This window comes from Diaphorobacter ruginosibacter, assembly GCF_014395975.1.
Classification (GTDB): Bacteria; Pseudomonadota; Gammaproteobacteria; order Burkholderiales; family Burkholderiaceae_C; genus Diaphorobacter_A; species Diaphorobacter_A ruginosibacter.
On record NZ_CP060714.1, the window covers coordinates 3,898,239 to 3,917,944 of the forward strand.

A 19,706-nucleotide genomic window follows, 5' to 3' on the forward strand; every position below is an offset into this window, starting at 1 on the left:
CTGGGGTACAGTGCCGGTTGTCCCGCCAGCGTGCCGCGATCCGGCGCGATCTTCGGCACGCTTACCTCCTCTTTCCCCATGAAGCTGCATATTGTTCCGGCACGCACTGGCGTTGATTGGGTTCGCCAGGGCATCCAGGTTTTCTGGCGCCAGCCACTGGCACTCACCCTGCTGTTCTTCACGACGACGGCCGCCATGTCGCTGCTGTCGGTCGTCCCGCTGCTCGGCCCCGTGATCGCGCTGGCACTGCTGCCCGCCGCCACGCTGATCATGATGGAGGCGGCCGCCGAAACCAGCCTGGGCCGCATTCCCACGCCCGCCCTCATCCTCAACGCGTTGCGCACCGGGCGCCAGCGCCTGTCGGCCCTGGCCGCACTCGGCGCAATCTATGCGGTGCTGTTCCTGCTGATCATCGGCATTGCATCGCTGGTGGATGGCGGCCAGTTTGCGAGCGTGTACTTCGGTGCCGAACCCATCACACAAGACATGGCGCAAAGCGGCGGCTTCATGGGTGCGACCTGGATCGTCATGGCGCTGTACGTGCCGCTGTCCATGCTGTTCTGGCATGCTCCGGGGCTCGTGCACTGGCACAACGTCCCGCCGGTCAAGGCCTTGTTCTTCAGCATCGTGGCATGCATCAGGAACATCGGCGCGTTCAGCCTCTACAGCATCGTCTGGTTCGGCGTGTTCCTGGGCGCGGGCGTGGTGGTGAGCCTCATCGTCACGCTGCTGTCCGTGGCAGGCCTCGGCAGCTCGGTGGTCGCGGCACTCATGATTGCCACCGCACTGGTGCTTGCCACCATGTTCTTCACGTCGATCGTGTTCACCTTCCGAGACAACTTCGAACCTCCGCAGCGCCAGCAGGAGCACCATCCGGAGGTACTTGAGTAAGCACCTGCTTGCACTCAAGACGCCAAAAGGAAAGCGCCGTACCCCGAAGGGTCACGGCGCTTTTCTCTTTCGGCTCACCGGCTGATGAGTCAGAACGTGCCCTGGTAGACACCACCGTCGGCCAGGATGTTCTGGCCCGTGAGATACCCCGCCTGCGCGCTGCACAGGAAGGCGCAGATCGCACCGAACTCCTCGGGCGTGCCGAAGCGCCTCGCGGGTATCTGCGCGGCCTGCGTGGCGCGCACCTCGTCGCTCGATTTGCCGAGCTTCTGGGCCGTCGCAGCAAAGGTTCCGGCCAGTCGATCCGTGTCAAACTTGCCCGGCAGCAGGTTGTTGATGGTCACGCCCTTGGCCGCGATCGGGCTGCGCGCCAGGCCGGCCACGAAGCCGGTCAAGCCGCTGCGCGCGCCGTTGGACAGGCCCAGGATGTCAATGGGCGCCTTCACTGCGCTCGACGTGATGTTGACGATGCGCCCGAAGCCGCGCGAGGCCATGCCGTCGACGGTGGCCTTGATCATCTCGATGGGGGTGAGCATGTTGGCATCGACGGCCTTGATCCATGCATCGCGGTCCCAGTTGCGGAAGTCGCCCGGTGGCGGGCCGCCCGCGTTGGTGACCATGATGTCCACATCGCGCCCCGGCCCGCCAGCGGCGCCGAACGCCGCCTCGCGGCCCTGTTCGGTGGTGATGTCCGCAGCCACCACGATCACCTGGGCACCCCGTGCCGCACGGTCGCGCAACTGCACGGCAGCCGCCTCGATGGCCGATGCGGTGCGCGCCACGATCACGACGTTCACACCCTCCTGCACCAACGCCTGCGCGCAGCCGAAACCCAGCCCCTTGCTCGCACCCGATACCAGCGCCCAGCGCCCGGCAATTCCCAAATCCATGGAGATCTCCTTGTTGATTCAACGTCAGCACACGGCCATATACGCCAGCGGCAGGCCATCGTAGCGTCAAGCACGCGAAGCGGCCCGCGTGAAGACAAATATCCCGGCAATCACGAGCGCCGTGCCGATTGCGATGCCCGCGGTGAAAGGCTCATCCAGCAGCCAGATGCCCATGAGCACGGTGGACAGCGGCCCGATCAGGCCCGTCTGCGCCACCAGCGCGGAGCCGATGCGCTCGATCGCCATCATCACCAGCAGCACGGGGACGACGGTGCACAGCACGGCGTTCAGCACCGACAGCCAGATCACCTGCGGAGCCACCGCCAGCGCGCTCGACACGGGCCGCAGCACCACGAATTGCAGCATGCAGCAGATGCAGGCCACCGAGGTCGCCAGCCCCACCAGCCGAAGCGAGCCCAGCCTGCGCACCATTTCGCCGCTGTAGACCAGGTAGACCGCATAGCTGATGGCGGAGAGAAACACCAGGAACACCCCCCAGACCACGCCGCTGCCCTGCTGCGTGGCTTCCTGCCCGAAGACGCCCAGCACGCCGATGTAGCTCACCGCCATGCCCAGCGCCTGCACCCTGTTGATGCGGCGGCGATAGAGGAACCAGCCCAGCGCCACCACGATGGTCGGCGTGAGGTACAGGATCAGCCGCTCGAGCCCTGCCGTGATGTAGGCCAGCCCTGCAAAGTCCAGAAAGCTCGCAAGGTAGTAACCGCTCACCCCGAGGCCGATCACGCCGAGCCAGTCGCGACGCGTGAGCGGTGGCTTGCCCCTGCTCGCCCACCAGGCCATCAGCACGAAGAACGGCAGTGCAAACAGCATGCGGTACATGATCAGCGTGACCGCGTCCACGCCGTGCCGGTATGCGAGCTTGACGATGATGGCCTTGCCGCTGAATGCAATCGCGCCGACGATGCCCAGCGTGAGGCCCAGCGCCACGCCTTTCGGCTGCACGGGCGCGTGGATGGGTGAGGAGGTGGGGGAAGACGGAGAAGAAGACACTGAATGAAGATTCCTGCGGGCTGCGCCGCGGCCCGGCCGGCACCGCGAGCACTGTCAGCACCATTGCGGGAGTGCGTTCAGCCATGCCTGAGCAGGGAATGACCGATTATGAAGGCTCCCTGACGGGCCCGCGCGTGCATACCGGAACGGCAGCCATCGCCAATGAACCATAAGACATAAGACATAAGACATGGCTCCCCACGCTTGCCCACTGCGTGTGGCCGCTGCCCCTCCGAGAGGGGCGTTTTTATCTTGGGGCGGCCCGGCGATAAAAATGGCTCCCCACGCTTGCCCACTGCGTGTGGCCGCTGCCCCTCCAGGAGGGGCGTTTTTTATCTTGGGGCGGCCCGGCGATAAAAAACGGCACCCGAAGGTGCCGTTTCAAGAGGCCCGCTCATGATGCGCCGGGCCGGGTTTGCGTGATCAACCCGATATCAGTCTTCGACAAACGCCTCTTCGCGTTTCTTGCTCACCGCAGGCAGCAGCACGATCACGAGCAGCAGCAGGGCCGCAGTCAGCAGGCCGGCGGAGATCGGACGCGTCACGAACACGCTCCAGTCGCCGCGCGAGAGCAGCAGTGCACGGCGCAGGTTTTCCTCCATCATCGGGCCCAGGATGAAGCCCAGCAGCAGGGGAGCAGGTTCCACGCCCAGCTTGTAGAACAGGTAGCCGATGAAGCCGAAGACGCCGACCAGCCACACGTCGAAGGTGTTGTTGTTGGTGGAGTACACACCGATCGCACAGAACAGCACGATGGACGGGAACAGCCAGCGGTAAGGCACGGTCAGCAGCTTGATCCACATGCCGATCAGCGGCAGGTTCAGGATCACCAGCATCGCATTGCCGATCCACATCGAGGCGATCAGGCCCCAGAACAGTTCGGGGTTGCTCGTCATCACCTGGGGACCAGGCTGGATGTTGTGGATGGTCATCGCACCCACCATCAGCGCCATCACGGCGTTGGGAGGAATACCGAGCGTCAGCAGCGGGATGAACGAAGTCTGCGAACCAGCGTTATTGGCCGACTCGGGAGCCGCCACGCCACGGATGTTGCCCTGGCCGAAAGGAACTTCACCGGGCTTGAGCTTGGTCTTCTTCTCGATGGTGTACGCAGCAAATGCGGACAGCAGCGCGCCGCCACCGGGCAGGATACCCAGGGCGGAACCCAGGGCCGTACCGCGGATCATCGCGGGGAACATGCGCTTGAAGTCTTCCTTGGTGGGGAACAGGCCCTGCACCTTGGCGGTGAAGACTTCGCGTTCGTCATCGGACTTGGACAGGTTGGCAATGATTTCGCCGTAGCCGAACACACCCATCGCGATCACGACGAAGTTGATGCCGTCGGTCAGTTCAGGAATGTCGAACGAATAACGCGCGACGCCGGAGTTCACGTCGGTACCGACCAGACCCAGCAGAAGGCCCAGCACGATCATGCCCACGGCCTTGAGCAGCGAACCCGAGGCCAGCACCACGGCACCGATCAGGCCCAGCACCATCAGCGAGAAGTATTCGGCGGGGCCGAACTTGAAGGCCACTTCCGTCAGCGGAGGAGCAAAGGCCGCCAGGATCAGCGTACCCACGCAGCCCGCGAAGAACGAACCGATGCCGGCCGCCGCAAGCGCCGGCCCCGCTCGCCCTTTTCGGGCCATCTGGTAACCGTCGATCACGGTCACCACGGAGGACGATTCGCCCGGCAGGTTCACCAGGATGGCGGTGGTCGAACCACCGTACTGTGCGCCGTAGTAGATACCGGCCAGCATGATCAGCGCAGCCACCGGAGGCAGCGCATAGGTTGCAGGCAGCAGCATGGCGATGGTGGCCACGGGGCCCACGCCTGGCAGCACGCCGATCAGCGTGCCGAGCAGACAGCCGATGAAGCAGTAAATCAGGTTTTGGAAGGTGAACGCGACGCCGAAACCCGTCGACAAATTCTGTATCAGATCCATGGTCTAGAGTCTCCGATCAACCTGCAATGAAGCTGGGCCACACAGGGAATTGCAGGGCCAGTGCCCACACGAAGGCAATGTAGCTGCCGGCGGCAAGCACGGTGGCGAGGATGAACACTTCCTTGAAGTTGAAGGTGCTGCCCGCCAGGCTGGCCACGAAGGTCAGGCCGTAGATGGCGATGATCAGGCCCATGGCAGGAATGCCGAATGACGGCAGGCCAGCCAGCAAGACGCCGAACAGCAGGTTGGCGCCGATGATGAAGACAATCTGCTTCCACGCCCACTTGCCGATCTTGTCACCGCCTTCGGTCTCGACCACGGTGGCCTTGAACATGATGACGGCACCGATCACCGCCAGGATGATGCCCAGCAGCAGCGGGAAGTAACCCGGCCCCATGCGGGCACCCGAGCCCACGCTGTACGTAGTTGCGCCCCACGCGAACCCGCCGCCTACGAGCAGGAACATCAGGCCCGAAAAGAAATCTTTCTGACTCTTTATTTTCACAAACAAGTCTCCTGGAAAAGGATAACGACCGGCGGATTGTCAGGTGCGAGTCAGCCCGAATCGATGTGGATTCCACCTACAAGCGGATACAAGTTTTCCCTAAGAGACAAGCGGGTTGCGGGCGTGCAGGCGGCGGCCTGCATACGCTGAAGCCTCGGGGCGGGATGGTTTTTTCTGATGGTGTGGGTTGTTTTGAAGGCGGAGGCCGGGACTGCCCTAAAAAATCACCACACATACAAACACAAACACCTAGCCAAAGAACGAATCACTCCAACGGCGGAGTAGCCGCAATCACCTCATCCAGCGTGGTCAGCCCTTCGGCCGCCCGCATCGCCCCCGCCAGCCGCAACGGCCGCATCCCATCCTTCACCCCCTGACGCCGCAGGTTGTCCATCGAAGGCGACTGCGTGACCAGGTTGCGCATATCCTCGCTGAAGGTCAGCAGCTCATAGAGCCCCATGCGTCCGCGGAACCCCGTCATGCGGCACTCGATGCAGCCCACCGGCTTGTAGGCCCTGTATTCGCCGTTGAACTTCCATGGCTTGATCAGGTCGGCCAGCACCTCCGGCGACGCGGCCTCATCGGGTTGCTTGCACTGCTTGCACAGGGTGCGCACCAACCGCTGCGCAAGCACCCCGAGCATGGTGGCGTTGATCAGGTAGGGCGCCACGCCCAGTTCCATCAGGCGCGAGACCGCGCTCGGTGCGTCGTTGGTATGCAGCGTGGAGAAGACCAGATGGCCCGTGAGCGCCGCCTGCACCGCCATGTCGGCGGTTTCCAGGTCGCGGATTTCCCCGACCATGATCACGTCCGGGTCCTGCCGCATGAGGGCGCGCAGGCCTTCCGCGAAATTGAAATCGAGCTGCGGCTGCACCTGCGTCTGGTTGAACGAAGCCTCGATCATTTCGATCGGATCCTCGACCGTGCTCACGTTCACCTCCTCGGTGGCGATGCGCTTGAGCGTCGAGTACAGCGTCGTCGTCTTGCCCGAGCCCGTCGGCCCGGTCACCAGGATGATGCCGTGAGGGCGCTGCACCAGCGTTTCCCAGCGCGCCGCATCGTGGGGAGGAAAGCCGAGCGCGCCCAGGTCCTTGACCGTGTTGTCGGGATCGAAGATGCGCATCACCATCTTTTCGCCGAATGCCGTGGGTAGCGTCGACAGGCGCATTTCGACCTCGTCGCCGCCAGGGTTGCGGGTCTTGATCCGGCCATCCTGCGGACGGCGCTTCTCGACCACGTCCATGCGGCCCAGCAGCTTCACGCGTGCGACCATGGCGTTGAGCACGCTCATCGGCATCTGGTAGACCACGTGCAGCACGCCGTCGATGCGAAAGCGGATCACGCCCTGCTCGCGGCGTGGCTCCAGATGGATGTCGCTCGCCCGCTGGTCAAAGGCGTATTGCCACAACCAGTCCACCACGCGCACGACCCCCTGGTCGTTGGCATCCAGCTGCTTGTTGGCCTTGCCGAGCTCCACCAGCTGCTCGAAACTGCCTCCCGCCGAATTGCCGCCCGCCTTCTGCGCGGCCCATACCGACTTGGCCAGTGCGAAGAACTCGGCCGTGTAGCGCTTGATCTCAAGCGGATTGGCCATCACGCGCCGGACCGTGCGGCGTGACTGCCGCTCCACCTCGGCCACCCAATCGCTCATGAAGGGTTCGGCCGTGGCCACGACGATCTCCGTGGGCGATACCTGCACCGGCAGCACCTTGTGGCGCTCGGCGTAGGAAGCGCTCATCGCGTCCGCCACGCGCCCCACGTCGACCTTCAGCGGGTCGATGCGCAGAAACGGCAGGCCGCTGTGCTGCGCCACATACTCCGTGAGCAGGTCCACATCCAGCGGCTTGCCGTCGCTTGCTCGCACCATGCCCACGTTGCCCAGGCGGACCAGCGGATGCTGCACGCTCTCCGCGCGGGAGCAGCGCTCGATCGTGCGATCCGCGGCCTCGGCATCGATCACGCCCTCGGTGCGCAGCCATTCCACGACCGTGCGCCAGTCGAGCGGGCCATGATGCGCCTTGCGGCGCGGAGCACTGGGGGTCGGCGATGCGGTTATGGGTCTGGGCGGCACGTGGGCGGTGGTGTTCATGGGGTCCCTGCTGTGTTTCCTGGCATTCCCTGCACGGGGAAGCTCACGCCTTCGCGGCGGGCTGCACGCGGCTGAACACGCGCAGCCACTTCGTCGCTGGCAGATCCCAGCGCGCCTGCACCTGTTCTGCCCGCTCCATCAGCTCGGCACGCTTGGGTGCGGTGGGCGTGCGCTGCGCCAGCACGATGGTATTGCCTTCGCGCGTGGGCTTGAAGGCCCACAGTGCGTCCTCGCCGAAGACATCGGCGAGCTTCTGCAGGCTGCTCTCATAGCTCGACATGCGCCCGAACAGGTTGACGGTGAGACAGCCGTCATCCGTCAGCAGCTGGCGGCAGTCGGCATAGAACTCGGCGCTGTCCAGCACGGGTGCCGCCGCCTGGTGGTCGTAGAGATCGACCGCCAGGGCATCCACCGTTCCGAGCCACTCCGGGTTGCGGATCTCGACGGCCGCATCGCCGAGCACCACCCGCAGGCGCGGGCCATCCTGTGGCAGCTTGAACCACGCGCGGCAGATGCTGATTACCTGGGGATTGAGCTCGATCGCCGTGGTCCGCGTACGCAGCTTCTTGTGGCAGAACTTGGTGATGGCGCCGGCACCGAGGCCCAGTTGCATCGCATGCCGCTTGCCTACGCCCGCCGGATCGACGAACAGCAGCCATGCCATCATGCGCTGAACATATTCAAGTTCGATATCGAACGGCTCGTCAACCTTCATCGAGCCCTGTATCCAGGGCGTTCCCAGGTGCAGATAGCGCACGTCGCCATCGTCGGACACGCTGACTTCGGGCAGTTCCGCCGCGTTCTGCAGTTGTTTTTTCTTGCTCAAGGCTTCACACCAATCCATAGGGAGCCAGCGCTGCGCGCCAGGCATCCAGTTTTTTCTCGAAACTCCACGACGCGTTGGCCGGGCTGGTCGACGGCAATCGCAGGGATGCGATTCTGTCATCCCCAGGTAAACCCAGGCTGGCCCGTACCGCCTTCGCATGCCGGAAGCTCTCCCCTCCATTGTGGGCGATGGCGGCCAGCAGGGGCAGTCGCCGCGCGAGCGCCGCGAAGTCGTTGACCTGCGCGTTGCGGATGTTGGCGTCAAGGCTGCCCTCGCGCTCGCAGGCCTGGTAGACGTCCCAGATACCCAGCTGATGATCGATCGCCCACTGGCAGCGCGCCGCGTAGTCCTCCCGCGCAGGCAGGGGATCGTCGGGCCAGAGCGCAGCCAGGATACGCCAGAAATGATTCTGCGGATGCCCGTAGTACTGGGCCGCGCGCAGCGATGCCACGCCCGGAAAGCTGCCCAGCACGAGCACCTTCGTCCGTGCGCTCACCACCGGCGACAGGCCGACCAGCGTGGTGCCGCGCCCTTCCATTGCCATGTCCTTTTCCTTGTCGTCTTCGCCCCGCTCAGCCATGCGCCGCACCCTCCCCCTCCAGCAGCGCGGCCAGGCGCGGCAAGGCCCTGGCTGCGTTGGCACTGCTGGCGCGCGCCAGATCGTCTGCGGCCATGCCGCGCAGCCGTGCCAGCTCGGCGCCGATGCGCGGCAGTTCGGCCGGGGTGTTGCGCGCCTGCGGCACGCCGGCTTCGCGCTGCTCGGCGGTCACGTACAGCCAATGCGGCGGAATGTCGGGTGAATCGGTCTCCACCACCAGGGCCTCCAGCGGCAGTTCCTCCGCGAGCCTGCGCAATTGCAGCGCCCGCTCAAAGGTAAGCGCACCGCCGAACCCCAGCTTGAAACCCATGTCGATGAAGGCCCGAGCCTGCTGCAGGCTGCCGTTGAACGCATGCGCGATACCGCCCTGCACAGGCACCTCGTGCAGATGCTTGAGCAGCCGGTCGGCGGATCGCCGTACATGCAGGATCACGGGCAGGTCGAAGCGCCTGGCCAGTTGCAGCTGGTCACGGTAGATCTGTTCCTGCCGGGCGGGATCGAGCCCCTTCACGAAATAGTCGAGGCCGATCTCCCCTATCGCCACCAGTCGCTCGTCGCGCTCCGATGCGGCCTGCTCGAGCGCCGCGGACAGCGCTGCGAGATCGCCCTCCTGCACACGCGGGGTGTAGAGCGGATGGATGCCCAGGCCATAGCTGTCGCCCCAGCGATGGGCCATCTCGCGGCAGGCAGCCCAGTTGCCGCGCTCCACGGCGGGAATCACGCAGTGTCCGACGCCTGCGCTGCGCGAGGCGGCGCGCATGCGATCGGCATAGTCCTGGCCGCCATGGGCCACGAATTCATCGAGATGGCAGTGGGTGTCTATCCACGAAGCGCCGGAAGCGGTACTTGCAACTTGCATGCAGCCATGATGCCCCAGTTCCGGCCCGGGAAAAACCCACGAACGAGATTCGGTGGATGTGTCGGGCAGTCGCCCGCTGTTGTGACCGCATGCAACTGCATGCGCACGCCTGTAAGACGAAAGCCCGTTGTGCGTGCGTCCGCCCTCATTCCGTGCTACTGTGACCTCGGTCCTTCAACAGATTTTCCGAAGAGGCATGTTGCAGCGCAATATCTGCGCGGGCCCTGCCTTCGGCGAAGGTGTCCCATGCCACGGATCGCACGTTACAGCAGTTCTCGCCGCGACCCTGTCCCCGCCCTCGCCGAGGACATGGCATCTCCCGTTCCCGCCGCACCGGACGCGGCAGAGCAGGACACCCCTCCAACCCACCCGCCACGGCGCATGCACCCCGCCTGGGTGGCGTTGATACTGGTGCTGGCAATGAACACGGGCATGCTCGGCTACTGGCTTGTCGAACTGCGGCAACCTCCCCCGCAGCAGCTCACGCAGAAGGACATCGACGAAGCCGTCCTGCATACGCTGCAGACCCACACCCTGCCCTCGCAGCAGGCCCGCGCGGCCGCAAAGATCGCGCCCTCGGTGGTGCATGTCACCAGCTATGTGCGCACGCGGCGCGGCACAGAGATCGAACGGGGCGAAGGCACCGGCGTGGTGGTGGTCGGCAAGGGGGTGATCCTGACCAATCTGCATGTGGTCCAGGGCTCGCGGCGCATCGAGGTGCAGTTCGCGGACGGAACCATCTCCGACGCCAGCGTGGTCAACATGCAGCCCGAGAACGATCTCGCGGTGCTGCAGGCCGGCAGGGTGCCCAAGGATCTCCGGCCGGCGGCCATGCGGACCACCGAAGGGCTGCAGGCGGGCGACCAGGTGATTGCGGTCGGCTTTCCCTTCGGGATCGGCCCCTCGGTTTCTTCGGGTGTGATCTCTGGGCTCAAGCGCGAATTCCAGTCGCCCGAGGGCCGGCAGGTGCTCCGCAACCTGATCCAGTTCGATGCCGCCGCCAATCCCGGCAATTCGGGCGGGCCCCTCGTCACGATGGACGGCGAGGTCGTGGGCATCGTCACTGCCATCCTCAATCCCACCGCCGCGCGCACGTCGCTCGGCATCGGCTTTGCCGTGCCCATCGAGAACGCCGCCAAGGCCGTGGGATCACCACCTTTCTGACACGGAGCCAGGCCAGGAGAACCCCATGGAGAACACGCCACCCACCGCCGTTCTGATGGAACGGATCCTCTACGAGATCAAGCGCGTGGTCGTGGGGCAGGACCATTTCCTCGAACGCGTGATGGTGGCCATGCTGGCAGGTGGCCACCTGCTGGTGGAGGGCGTCCCGGGTCTTGCCAAGACACTGACGGTGAAGACCCTGGCGAACACCATCGCCGGGCAGTTCCGGCGCATCCAGTTCACCCCCGACCTGGTGCCCGCCGACCTCGTGGGCACGCGCATGTACAACCAGCGCACGGGCGAATTCAGCACCACGCTCGGCCCGGTCTTCACCCATCTCCTGCTGGCCGACGAGATCAACCGCGCACCCGCCAAGGTGCAGAGCGCCCTGCTCGAAGTGATGCAGGAGCGCCAGGTGACGATCGCCGGCGAATCCCATCGGGTGCCGCACCCGTTCCTGGTGATGGCGACACAGAATCCGATCGAGACCGAAGGCACCTACCAGCTTCCCGAGGCGCAGGTGGACCGCTTCATGATGAAGGTGGTGATCGGCTACCCCAGCGAGGAGGAGGAGTTCGTGATCGCCGAGCGTGCCCTGGCGCCCGCCGTGCAGGTGCAGGCCGTGGCGGACACCGCACAGCTCGCCGAGTTGCAGCGCGCGGCGCGCGAGGTCTATGTCGATCCTTCGCTGCTGCAATATGCCGTCCGCGTGGTTGCGGCCACGCGCAACCCCGGGGTCTACGGCCTCAAGGATCTTGCAGGCTCCGTGGCCTGCGGCGCCAGTCCCCGCGCCACCATCGCGCTGGCCGAGGGAGCGCAAGCGCTCGCGCTGATGCGCGGGCGCAGCTATGTGCTGCTGGAGGACCTGAAGGAGCTTGCGCACGACGTCCTGCGCCACCGCATCACACTGTCGTATGAGGCCCTGGCCGATGAGCAGCAGGTGGATGCGTTGATCGATCAGATCCTGTTGCGGCTGCCGGCCCCTGCGCGCGTGCAGGACCCCGCCGGCAAGGAGGCGCGCCGTGCCTGACGCCACCACGTACCCGAGCACGCATCCACCCTCGGCGGAGCGGCTTCTGCACCAGCTCGAATGGCGCGTGCTGCGCAGGCTCGACGGCCTGCTCCACGGCGACTATCGCACGCTGCTGCGCGGCACGGGAATCGACCTGACGGACCTGCGCGAGTACCAGCCGCACGATGACGTGCGCCACATCGACTGGAACGTCACTGCTCGGCTGGCTACGCCCCATGTGCGCGTCTTCACCGAAGACCGCGAGATGACGGCATGGTTCGCGCTCGACCTGAGCCCGTCGGTGGACTTCGGCCCCCCGGGTCGCAGCAAGCGCGACCAGCTCGTTGCGTTTGTCGGCACGCTGTCGCGGCTGCTCACGCGGCGCGGCAACCGGGTCGGCGCGATCCTCCACGAAGGCCATCCTGAAAGCGGTCCGGAACGTGGTCCACGCCAGCGGATCATTCCGGCACGCGGCAGCCGCGCGCATGTGCTGCAGCTGCTTCACGCACTCCGGTCCCCGGGCTCCCCTGGCGGCACGCGTGACCGCCAGCCCACCGGCACCACGCAGCTGCATCATCTGGTGCAGGCCACGCAGGGCGTGCTGCGCCGGCGCAGCGCCGTCTTCCTGATCTCGGATTTCATGAGCGATCCCGGCTGGGAACGCCCCCTTGCCCTGCTCGCGCAGCGCCACGATGTGGCGGCCGTGCGATTGCTCGATCCGCTGGAGCTCTCGCTGCCCGACGTGGGGCTGGTCTGGATGCGCGACCCCGAGACCGGCGAGCGCCTGCACGTGGACACGCGCAACGCGGGCTTTCGCCGCAGGTATGCCCGCCTTGCCGCAGAGCGCGAGGAGCAACTGCGCGCCCATCTCGCGCGGGCGGGCGTCGACACGCTGGAACTGTCGACCGACGACGACCTGCTCGAAGCCCTGCTGCGCTTCATGGCGCTTCGCGGCCTGCGCTGGCGCCACCAGCCGCACGGAGCCCCGCAGGTGACCGAACCCTCCTCCTTCTCTTCAGCAAGACTGCCAAGCCAGGCAAGCTTGCAATAGTTGCCATAAGCACTGGATCCACCATGGCATTCCTCTGGCCCTCGCTGCTCTGGAGCCTGCTGCTGCTACCGCTGCTTGCGCTGCTGTACTGGCTGGGCATGCGCCGCAGGCGCAGCACGGCCATTCAGTACCCCGCGCTGGCGCTGGCCCGCCAGGCCATGGGAACCGGGCTGCGCCTGCGCCGCCATGTCCCGCCCCTTCTCCTTCTGCTGGGCATCGCGGCGCTGCTGCTGGCGGCCGCCCGGCCGGTGGCCGTGGTGCGGCTGCCCGCGCAGCAACAGACCATCGTGCTGGCCATCGATGTCTCCGGCAGCATGCGCGCGAACGACGTCGAGCCCACGCGCCTCGCAGCCGCGCAGAATGCGGCCAAGGCATTCATTGCCGCACTGCCGCGCAGCGTGCGCGTGGCCGTCGTGGCATTCGCGGGAACGGCCCAGATCGCCCAGTTGCCGACCGTGAACCACGAGGACCTGAATGCGGCCATCGACTCGTTCCAGCTGCAGCGCGGCACGGCCACGGGCAACGGCATTCTGATGTCCCTCGCTGCGATCTTTCCGGGCAGCGGCATCGACCTGGTCGCACTCTCGGGACGAGACGGCCTGCATGCGCGCAGCGTGGAGGACGTGATGCTCATGGAATCGACAGGCCAGCAGGTGACGCGATCCGCAGTACCCCCGGGCTCGTTCAATACCGCGGCCATCGTCATGCTCTCGGACGGCCAGCGCAACGCGGGAGTCGATCCGCTGATGGCCGCGCAATGGGCGGCGGACCGTGGCGTGCGCGTGTACACGGTCGGCGTGGGAACGCCGGAGGGCACGGTCATCGAGTTCGAGGGCTGGTCGATGCGCGTGAAGCTCGACGAAGAGACGCTGCAGACGGTGGCCAAGATGACCAACGCCCAGTACTTTCACGCGGCCACGGCCCAGGACCTGCTGAAGGTCTATGAAACGCTTCAGTCCCGCCTGAGCATGGAGAAGCGCGAGACCGAGATCTCCGCGCTCTTCGCCCTGGCCGGTGCCGCGCTCGTCATCCTCGCGGCGGCCCTGTCCATGTGGTGGTACGGCCGGCTGATGTAGCGCCGCCGCTGTTGCCTGTCGCCAGCAGGCTCTTAAAGATGGCCGGCCGTCAGGCGCAGCACGCGGTCGCAGCGCGCGGCCAGGGTTTCGTCGTGCGTCACCATCACGAACGCGGTGCCGCGGTCGCGCGCCAGCTGCAGCATCAGGCCGAACACGCTGTCGGCGGTCTGCCTGTCCAGGTTGCCGGTGGGCTCGTCGGCCAGCACGCACGCCGGAGTGGTGACCAGCGCGCGCGCAATCGCCACGCGCTGGCGCTCGCCGCCCGAGAGTTCGGCCGGGCGGTGCTGCAGACGCTGCGCCAGCCCCACGGACGTGAGCATGGCGTCAGCCCGCAGCAGGCATTCACGCTTGTCGAGACGGCGGATGCGCAGCGGCATGGCGACGTTGTCGCGCGCGCTGAACTCGGGCAGCAGGTGGTGGAACTGGTAGATGAAGCCCAGGTGCTCGTTGCGCAACTGCCCCTGCTGCTGCGCCGAGAGCCTGCCGAGGTCCTTGCCCTTGAGCTCCACCTTGCCCGTGGTGGGCGCGTCCAGCCCCCCCAGCAGGTGCAGCAGCGTGCTCTTGCCCGAGCCCGATGCGCCGACGATGGCAAGCGTCTCGCCGGCATAGACGTCGAGATCGACGCCGTGCAGCACGGTCACGTCGAGGCGCCCCTCTTCGAATCGCTTGGTCAGGCCCCGTGCACGCAGCACCACCTGCTTGTTGTTGCTGTTCACGTCACTCATAGCGCAGCGCCTCGGCCGGGTTCACACGGCTGGCGCGCCAGCTCGGATACAGGGTGGCCGCGAAGGCCAGGATCAGGGAGATCACGACGATCGGCGTGATGTCGCTGCTTTGCGGGTCGCTCGGCATCTTGCTGATCAGGTAGATGTCCTTGGGCAGGAAGGTGGTGTGCAGCAGCTGCTCGATGGCCGGCACGATCACGTCGATGTTGAACGCGATCAGCAGGCCCAGCAGCAGCCCGGCGAACGTGCCGATCACGCCCACCATCGCCCCCTGCACCACGAAGATGCCCATGATGCTGCGCGGGCTGGCGCCCAGCGTGCGCAGGATCGCGATGTCCGCGCGCTTGTCGGTCACCGTCATCACCAGCGTGGACACCAGGTTGAAGGCGGCCACCGCGACGATCAGCGTGAGAATGATGAACATCATCCGCTTCTCCATCTGCACGGCGGCGAACCAGGTCTTGTTCTGCTGCGTCCAGTCGCGGATCAGCAGGTTGCCCGACAGCGAGTGCGCGAGCTGCAGCGCCACCTCCGGCGCCTGGTGCAGGTCCTTGATCTTCAGGCGGATGCCGGTCGGGCCTTCGAGGCGGAAGATCCGCTCGGCGTCCGCGTGGTGCATGAACACCAGCGCGGAGTCGTATTCGTAGTGGCCCGAATTGAACATGCCGACCACCTTCATCTGCTTGATGCGGGGCACTATGCCCGCCGGAGTGACCTGGCCCGACGGCGCGATCAGCGTGACGAGGTCACCGGGAAACACCCCCATGGTGCGCGCCAGCTCGCTGCCCAGGATCACATTGAACTCGCCTGGCACCAGGGCGCTCAGCCCCTTGACCTGATCGCCTGCCAGGTCGGTGACCTCGCCCTCGAGAGCCGGGTCGATGCCGCGCACGAGCGCACCCTTGACCTCGTCCCCGCGCCCGAGCAGCGCCTGCGCCGACACGAAGGGCGCCGCGCCGATCACGTTGGGATTGGCGCGCGCCTCGCGCAGCGTGAGCGGCATGTCGGGCAGCGCCGCGCCCTGCGGCGCGAAGATCTCGATGTGCGAGACCACGCTCAGCATGCGGTCGCGCACTTCCTTCTGGAAGCCGTTCATCACGCTCAGCACGATGATGAGTGCGGCCACGCCCAGTGCAATGCCCAGCATCGACACGCCCGAGATGAAATTGATGAAGCCATTGCGGCGCGTGGCCCGGCCAGCCCGGGTGTAACGCCAGCCCACGGCCAGTTCGTATGGAATTTGCATGGTGTTGAAATCATGACGCGAGCCGATAAATTGTGAGCAATTGCCTCAATCTGGCCCGCTTCTGCGTATGGATTGTGGCATCCCGGACAATAGACCCATGTCGGACGCCCCCCATTTACTCATTCCCTTCGCCGGCAGCCCCTCCGAGGGCTGCCAGCAGGTGCTGCGCGAGCTGTCCCTGCCGCACCTTGATCGCCTGCTCTCCCGCATGTCCCTCGCCAGTACCGACACCGGCGAGGAGACCGACTTCACCCCGCCCCACGAACGCGCGCTTGCCACGGCGCTGGGCCTGCCGGTCTCGCATGGCGGCATCACCCCCTGGGCCGCCTGGCGGCTCGTCGAGGTGGGAGCCCGGGGCTCGGACGCCACCGCGTGGGCCTACATCACGCCCTGCCAATGGCATGTGAGCACCGACCACGTGACCATGGTCGATCCTTCCCTGCTGCGCCTGACGGCCGACTCCTCGCATGAGTTCCTGTCGATCCTGGCACCCTGGTTTGCCGAGGATGGCATCGAGCTCTACATGGACGAGAACGATCCGGCCCGCTGGATCGCGCGCGGCGACGTCTTCGAAGGCGTTGCCACGGCCTCGCTCGATCGCGTCGTGCAACGCGACGTGCGCGCCTGGATGCCGCTGGCCGAGAATGCCGAGCACACGCGCCGCATCCACCGCCTGCAGACCGAGATGCAGATGCTGCTGTACACGCACCCCATCAACGATGCACGCGCCGAGGCGAACCTGCCGCCCGTCAACACCTTCTGGCTGCATGGCGCGGGCCGCCTGCCCTCGCCCCCACCGCTGCCCGGCGTGAAGCCGCAAGTCCCCACCACGCTGCGCGATGCCGCGCTGCGCGAGGACTGGCGCGGCTGGGCCGACGCCTGGCGCGCCCTGGACGCCGGTGCCGTCGCCGATCTCGAGAAACACGTGGCAGCCGGCGGCAAGGCGACGCTCACGCTCTGTGGCGAGCACAACGCCCAGCAATGGCAGAGCGTGCCTGCCGGCTTCGGCCAACGTCTCAAGCGCCTCTTCAGCAGGGCGCCACGCCTGCAGGACCTCCAGAAGCAACTATGAAAATCATTGCCCGAGACATTCCGCCGCGCGCCGTATGGGCGCTGGAACAGGCCGGGGTGCACCCGCTGCTCGCGCGGCTGTATGCGGCGCGCGGCGTCAGTTCGTGCGATGAGCTCGACGATGCGCTCGGGCGGCTGCTGCCCCCGGGTGGTCTGCGCGGCGTGCAGGAGGCCGCAGTGCTGCTGGCCGATGCCATCACGGCAGACAGGCGCATGGTCATCGTCGCCGACTACGACTGCGACGGCGCCACCGCCTGCGCTGTCGGCGTGCGGGGCCTGCGCATGCTGGGAGCGAGGCATGTGGACTATCTGGTGCCCGACCGCGTGGTCGACGGCTACGGCCTCACGCCGCCGATCGCGCGGCGCGTGCACGAGCGCCAGGCCGACCTGCTCATCACCGTCGACAACGGCATCGCCAGCGTCGAGGGCGTCGCCACGGCCAAGGCACTGGGCCTGTCGGTGCTGGTGACCGATCATCACCTGCCAGGGCCGCAGCTTCCGGAGGCCGATGCCATCGTCAACCCCAACCAGCCGGGGTGCGGCTTCGAGAGCAAATCCGCCGCCGGCGTAGGCGTGATGTTCTACGTGCTGATGGCGCTGCGCACCGAGCTGCGCGAGCGCGGCATCTTCGACAAGGCCACCCAGCCACGCCTCGAGCCCCTGCTGCCGCTGGTCGCACTGGGCACCGTGGCCGACGTGGTCAGGCTCGACAGCAACAACCGGCGGCTCGTGGCCCAGGGACTCAAGCGCATTCGCGGCGGGCACATGCCCGCCGGCGTGGCGGCCCTGTTCAAGGTGACAGGCCGCAAGCCCGAGGAGGCCACCACCTTCGACTTCGGCTTCGGCCTCGGGCCCCGCATCAATGCCGCGGGCCGCCTTGCCGACATGACGCTGGGCATCGAATGCCTGCTCACCGATGATCCGGGCCGTGCCGCCGAACTGGCCGGCCAACTCGACGCGATCAACCGCGAGCGCCGCGAACTCGAGGGCGGCATGCGCGAGCAGGCCATGCTGATGGCCGAGACGCTGTTCGACGAAAGCGAGGAACCGCCGCCAGCGGTCAGCGTATTCGACCCCGACTTCCACGAAGGCGTGGTCGGCATCGTCGCATCGCGCCTCAAAGACAAGCTGCATCGGCCGACCTTCGTGTTCGCCGCCAGCAGCGCGCCGGGCAAGGAGCACGAGCTCAAGGGCTCGGGCCGATCGATCCCCGGCTTTCACCTGCGTGATGCGCTCGATCTGGTGGCCAAGCGCCATCCGGGAGTGCTGCTGAAGTTCGGCGGACACGCCATGGCCGCCGGCTGCACGGTGGCCGAGGAATTCTTCGATGTGTTCGAGCAGGCCTTCGCGCAGGTCGCGCAGGAGTGGCTCGACGCGTCCACGCTCACCCGCAAGCTGGAAACCGACGGCCCCCTGGCCGCCGAATACTGCCGCGCCGAACTGGTCGACGTGCTGCATCGCGAGGTCTGGGGCCAGGGCTTCGCTCCTCCCACGTTCAGCGAGGAGGTCACGATCGTGAGCCAGCGGCTGGTCGGCGAGGCGAAGAACCACCTGTCGATCAAGCTCCTGCACCAGGGCCAGCCGATCGATGCCATCTGGTTCGGCCACACCGATCCGCTGCCCGCCCGGGCGGTGCTTGCCTTCCGGCTGGACGTGAACGAATGGCGCGGCGAACGCAAGGTGCAGTTCCTGGTCGAGGGGTTCGAGGGCTGACCCGGCCGGCAAACGTCTGCTTGCAATTTAAGCGGCCGATCACGGGCAAGGGACAACGAGGATGGTGCATGCAAGCCGATGCACCCATAAAATGGTTCCGTGTCTACTACCACTCCCACACCCTCCTCCTCCCAGCTCAACGCCGACCTGCACTGCCACTCCGTCGTGTCCGACGGCACCCTCACGCCCGAAGTGCTCGCCGAGCGGGCCAGCGCCAACGGGGTTCAGCTGTGGGCGCTGACGGACCATGACGAAATCGGTGGCCAGCACCGCGCACGCGCGGCTGCCCATGCCAACGGCATGGACTATCTGACCGGCACCGAAATCTCCGTCACCTTTGCCGACAACACGGTACACATCGTCGGCCTTGGTTTCGACCCCGACGATGAGCAGCTCGCTCGCGGCCTGTCGCTCACCCGCGGCGGGCGCGGTGCCAGGGCGCAGGAAATATCAAGGCAGCTGGAGGAAGCGGGCATTCCCGGAGCCTACGAAGGGGCGCTCAAGTACGTGGGCAACCCCGAGCTCATTTCACGCACGCACTTCGCCCGTTACCTGGTGGAGATCGGCGCCTGCCGTGACACCTCGGAAGTCTTCCGCCGCTTTCTTACCGAAGGCCATCCGGGCTTCGTGCCGCACCAGTGGGCGACCCTGGGCAACGCCGTGCGCTGGATCCGCGAGGCAGGCGGCATGGCCGTGATCGCCCACCCGGCCCGCTACCGCTTCACGGCCAACGAGGAGTTCGCGCTGTTCTCCGAATTCAAGAAGCACGGCGGCGAGGGCGTCGAAGTGGTGACGGGCAGCCACACCCCCGCCGAATATGGCACCTATGCCGACATGGCCCTGGAATTCGGCCTTGCCGCCTCGCGCGGCAGCGACTTCCACAGCCCCGAGGAGTCCCACACCGACCTGGGCCAGCTTCCGCCGCTGCCCGAACGCCTCACACCCGTCTGGGACCTGCTCGCGCACCGCATCCAGCGCCGCGCTGCCCTCACCTGAAGACCTCGTGCGCAGAGCACAGAAAGATTGACGGATA

The 19,706-nt window shown here is 66.3% G+C and carries 18 protein-coding genes; 8 read left to right on the plus strand and 10 right to left on the minus strand.

What is annotated here, in order from left to right; translation table 11 throughout:
* Window positions 1–78 precede the first annotated feature (78 nt).
* Window positions 79–891, plus strand: coding sequence for a BPSS1780 family membrane protein (locus H9K76_RS17725; protein ID WP_187596635.1), 813 nt, complete (start codon window positions 79–81; stop codon window positions 889–891).
* A gap of 89 nt (window positions 892–980) precedes the next feature.
* Here the strand turns inward: H9K76_RS17725 and H9K76_RS17730 are convergent, their stop codons facing one another.
* From H9K76_RS17730 to H9K76_RS17765, 8 genes are all read right to left on the minus strand, one after another.
* On the minus strand, window positions 981–1,781 hold the full coding sequence (locus tag H9K76_RS17730) for an SDR family oxidoreductase (RefSeq protein ID WP_187596636.1): 801 nt from the start codon (window positions 1,779–1,781) through the stop codon (window positions 981–983).
* 66 nt (window positions 1,782–1,847) lie between these two features.
* Complete coding sequence (locus tag H9K76_RS17735; protein ID WP_187596637.1) at window positions 1,848–2,792, minus strand: DMT family transporter; 945 nt, start codon at window positions 2,790–2,792, stop codon at window positions 1,848–1,850.
* Between the two features lie 434 nt (window positions 2,793–3,226).
* Window positions 3,227–4,738 (minus strand): tripartite tricarboxylate transporter permease, encoded by a 1,512-nt coding sequence (locus H9K76_RS17740; RefSeq protein ID WP_187596638.1) that lies wholly within the window; start codon window positions 4,736–4,738, stop codon window positions 3,227–3,229.
* Window positions 4,739–4,754: 16 nt separating this feature from the next.
* A complete protein-coding gene (locus tag H9K76_RS17745) occupies window positions 4,755–5,243 on the minus strand; it encodes a tripartite tricarboxylate transporter TctB family protein (RefSeq protein ID WP_187596639.1) in 489 nt (162 codons plus the stop codon).
* A gap of 265 nt (window positions 5,244–5,508) precedes the next feature.
* On the minus strand, window positions 5,509–7,332 hold the full coding sequence (gene tfpB, locus H9K76_RS17750) for a type IV pilus assembly ATPase TfpB (RefSeq protein WP_187596640.1): 1,824 nt from the start codon (window positions 7,330–7,332) through the stop codon (window positions 5,509–5,511).
* 43 nt (window positions 7,333–7,375) lie between these two features.
* Window positions 7,376–8,176 carry a class I SAM-dependent methyltransferase gene (locus H9K76_RS17755; RefSeq protein ID WP_425489711.1) on the minus strand — a complete coding sequence of 267 codons (801 nt, stop codon included), beginning with the start codon at window positions 8,174–8,176 and terminating at the stop codon, window positions 7,376–7,378.
* Window positions 8,163–8,696, minus strand: a complete 534-nt coding sequence (locus H9K76_RS17760; protein ID WP_187600712.1) for a DNA-deoxyinosine glycosylase — start codon at window positions 8,694–8,696, stop codon at window positions 8,163–8,165. Before H9K76_RS17760 ends, H9K76_RS17755 begins: the two co-directional genes overlap by 14 nt.
* Before the next feature lie 34 nt (window positions 8,697–8,730).
* Entirely contained in the window at window positions 8,731–9,615 is an 885-nt protein-coding gene (locus tag H9K76_RS17765; RefSeq protein ID WP_187596642.1) for a TatD family hydrolase, read from the minus strand.
* Between the two features lie 246 nt (window positions 9,616–9,861).
* On the opposite strand from H9K76_RS17765, the gene H9K76_RS17770 reads away from it, so the two are divergent.
* Genes H9K76_RS17770 through H9K76_RS17785 form a run of 4 tightly spaced genes read left to right on the plus strand, consistent with a single transcriptional unit; the run spans window position 9,862 to window position 13,918 of the window.
* Window positions 9,862–10,779 (plus strand): S1C family serine protease, encoded by a 918-nt coding sequence (locus H9K76_RS17770; RefSeq protein WP_187596643.1) that lies wholly within the window; start codon window positions 9,862–9,864, stop codon window positions 10,777–10,779.
* Window positions 10,780–10,804: 25 nt separating this feature from the next.
* A complete protein-coding gene (locus tag H9K76_RS17775; protein ID WP_187596644.1) occupies window positions 10,805–11,809 on the plus strand; it encodes an AAA family ATPase in 1,005 nt (334 codons plus the stop codon).
* A complete protein-coding gene (locus H9K76_RS17780; RefSeq protein ID WP_187596645.1) occupies window positions 11,802–12,842 on the plus strand; it encodes a DUF58 domain-containing protein in 1,041 nt (346 codons plus the stop codon). Before H9K76_RS17775 ends, H9K76_RS17780 begins: the two co-directional genes overlap by 8 nt.
* A gap of 23 nt (window positions 12,843–12,865) precedes the next feature.
* Window positions 12,866–13,918: a VWA domain-containing protein gene (locus H9K76_RS17785; RefSeq protein WP_187596646.1), complete on the plus strand. Its 1,053-nt coding sequence runs from the start codon at window positions 12,866–12,868 to the stop codon at window positions 13,916–13,918.
* A gap of 32 nt (window positions 13,919–13,950) precedes the next feature.
* Here the strand turns inward: H9K76_RS17785 and lolD are convergent, their stop codons facing one another.
* Both lolD and H9K76_RS17795 read right to left on the minus strand, forming a co-directional pair.
* Window positions 13,951–14,643: a lipoprotein-releasing ABC transporter ATP-binding protein LolD gene (lolD, locus tag H9K76_RS17790; protein WP_187596647.1), complete on the minus strand. Its 693-nt coding sequence runs from the start codon at window positions 14,641–14,643 to the stop codon at window positions 13,951–13,953.
* Window positions 14,636–15,889 (minus strand): lipoprotein-releasing ABC transporter permease subunit, encoded by a 1,254-nt coding sequence (locus H9K76_RS17795; protein ID WP_187596648.1) that lies wholly within the window; start codon window positions 15,887–15,889, stop codon window positions 14,636–14,638. Before H9K76_RS17795 ends, lolD begins: the two co-directional genes overlap by 8 nt.
* A gap of 97 nt (window positions 15,890–15,986) precedes the next feature.
* On the opposite strand from H9K76_RS17795, the gene H9K76_RS17800 reads away from it, so the two are divergent.
* The 3 genes from H9K76_RS17800 (at window position 15,987) to H9K76_RS17810 (ending at window position 19,669) form a co-directional block, all read left to right on the plus strand.
* A complete protein-coding gene (locus tag H9K76_RS17800; RefSeq protein ID WP_187596649.1) occupies window positions 15,987–16,961 on the plus strand; it encodes a phosphoglycerate mutase in 975 nt (324 codons plus the stop codon).
* Window positions 16,958–18,673 carry a single-stranded-DNA-specific exonuclease RecJ gene (gene recJ / locus H9K76_RS17805; RefSeq protein ID WP_187596650.1) on the plus strand — a complete coding sequence of 572 codons (1,716 nt, stop codon included), beginning with the start codon at window positions 16,958–16,960 and terminating at the stop codon, window positions 18,671–18,673. Before H9K76_RS17800 ends, recJ begins: the two co-directional genes overlap by 4 nt.
* A 99-nt stretch (window positions 18,674–18,772) precedes the next feature.
* Window positions 18,773–19,669 (plus strand): 3',5'-nucleoside bisphosphate phosphatase, encoded by an 897-nt coding sequence (locus tag H9K76_RS17810; protein WP_187596651.1) that lies wholly within the window; start codon window positions 18,773–18,775, stop codon window positions 19,667–19,669.
* Window positions 19,670–19,706 lie beyond the last annotated feature (37 nt).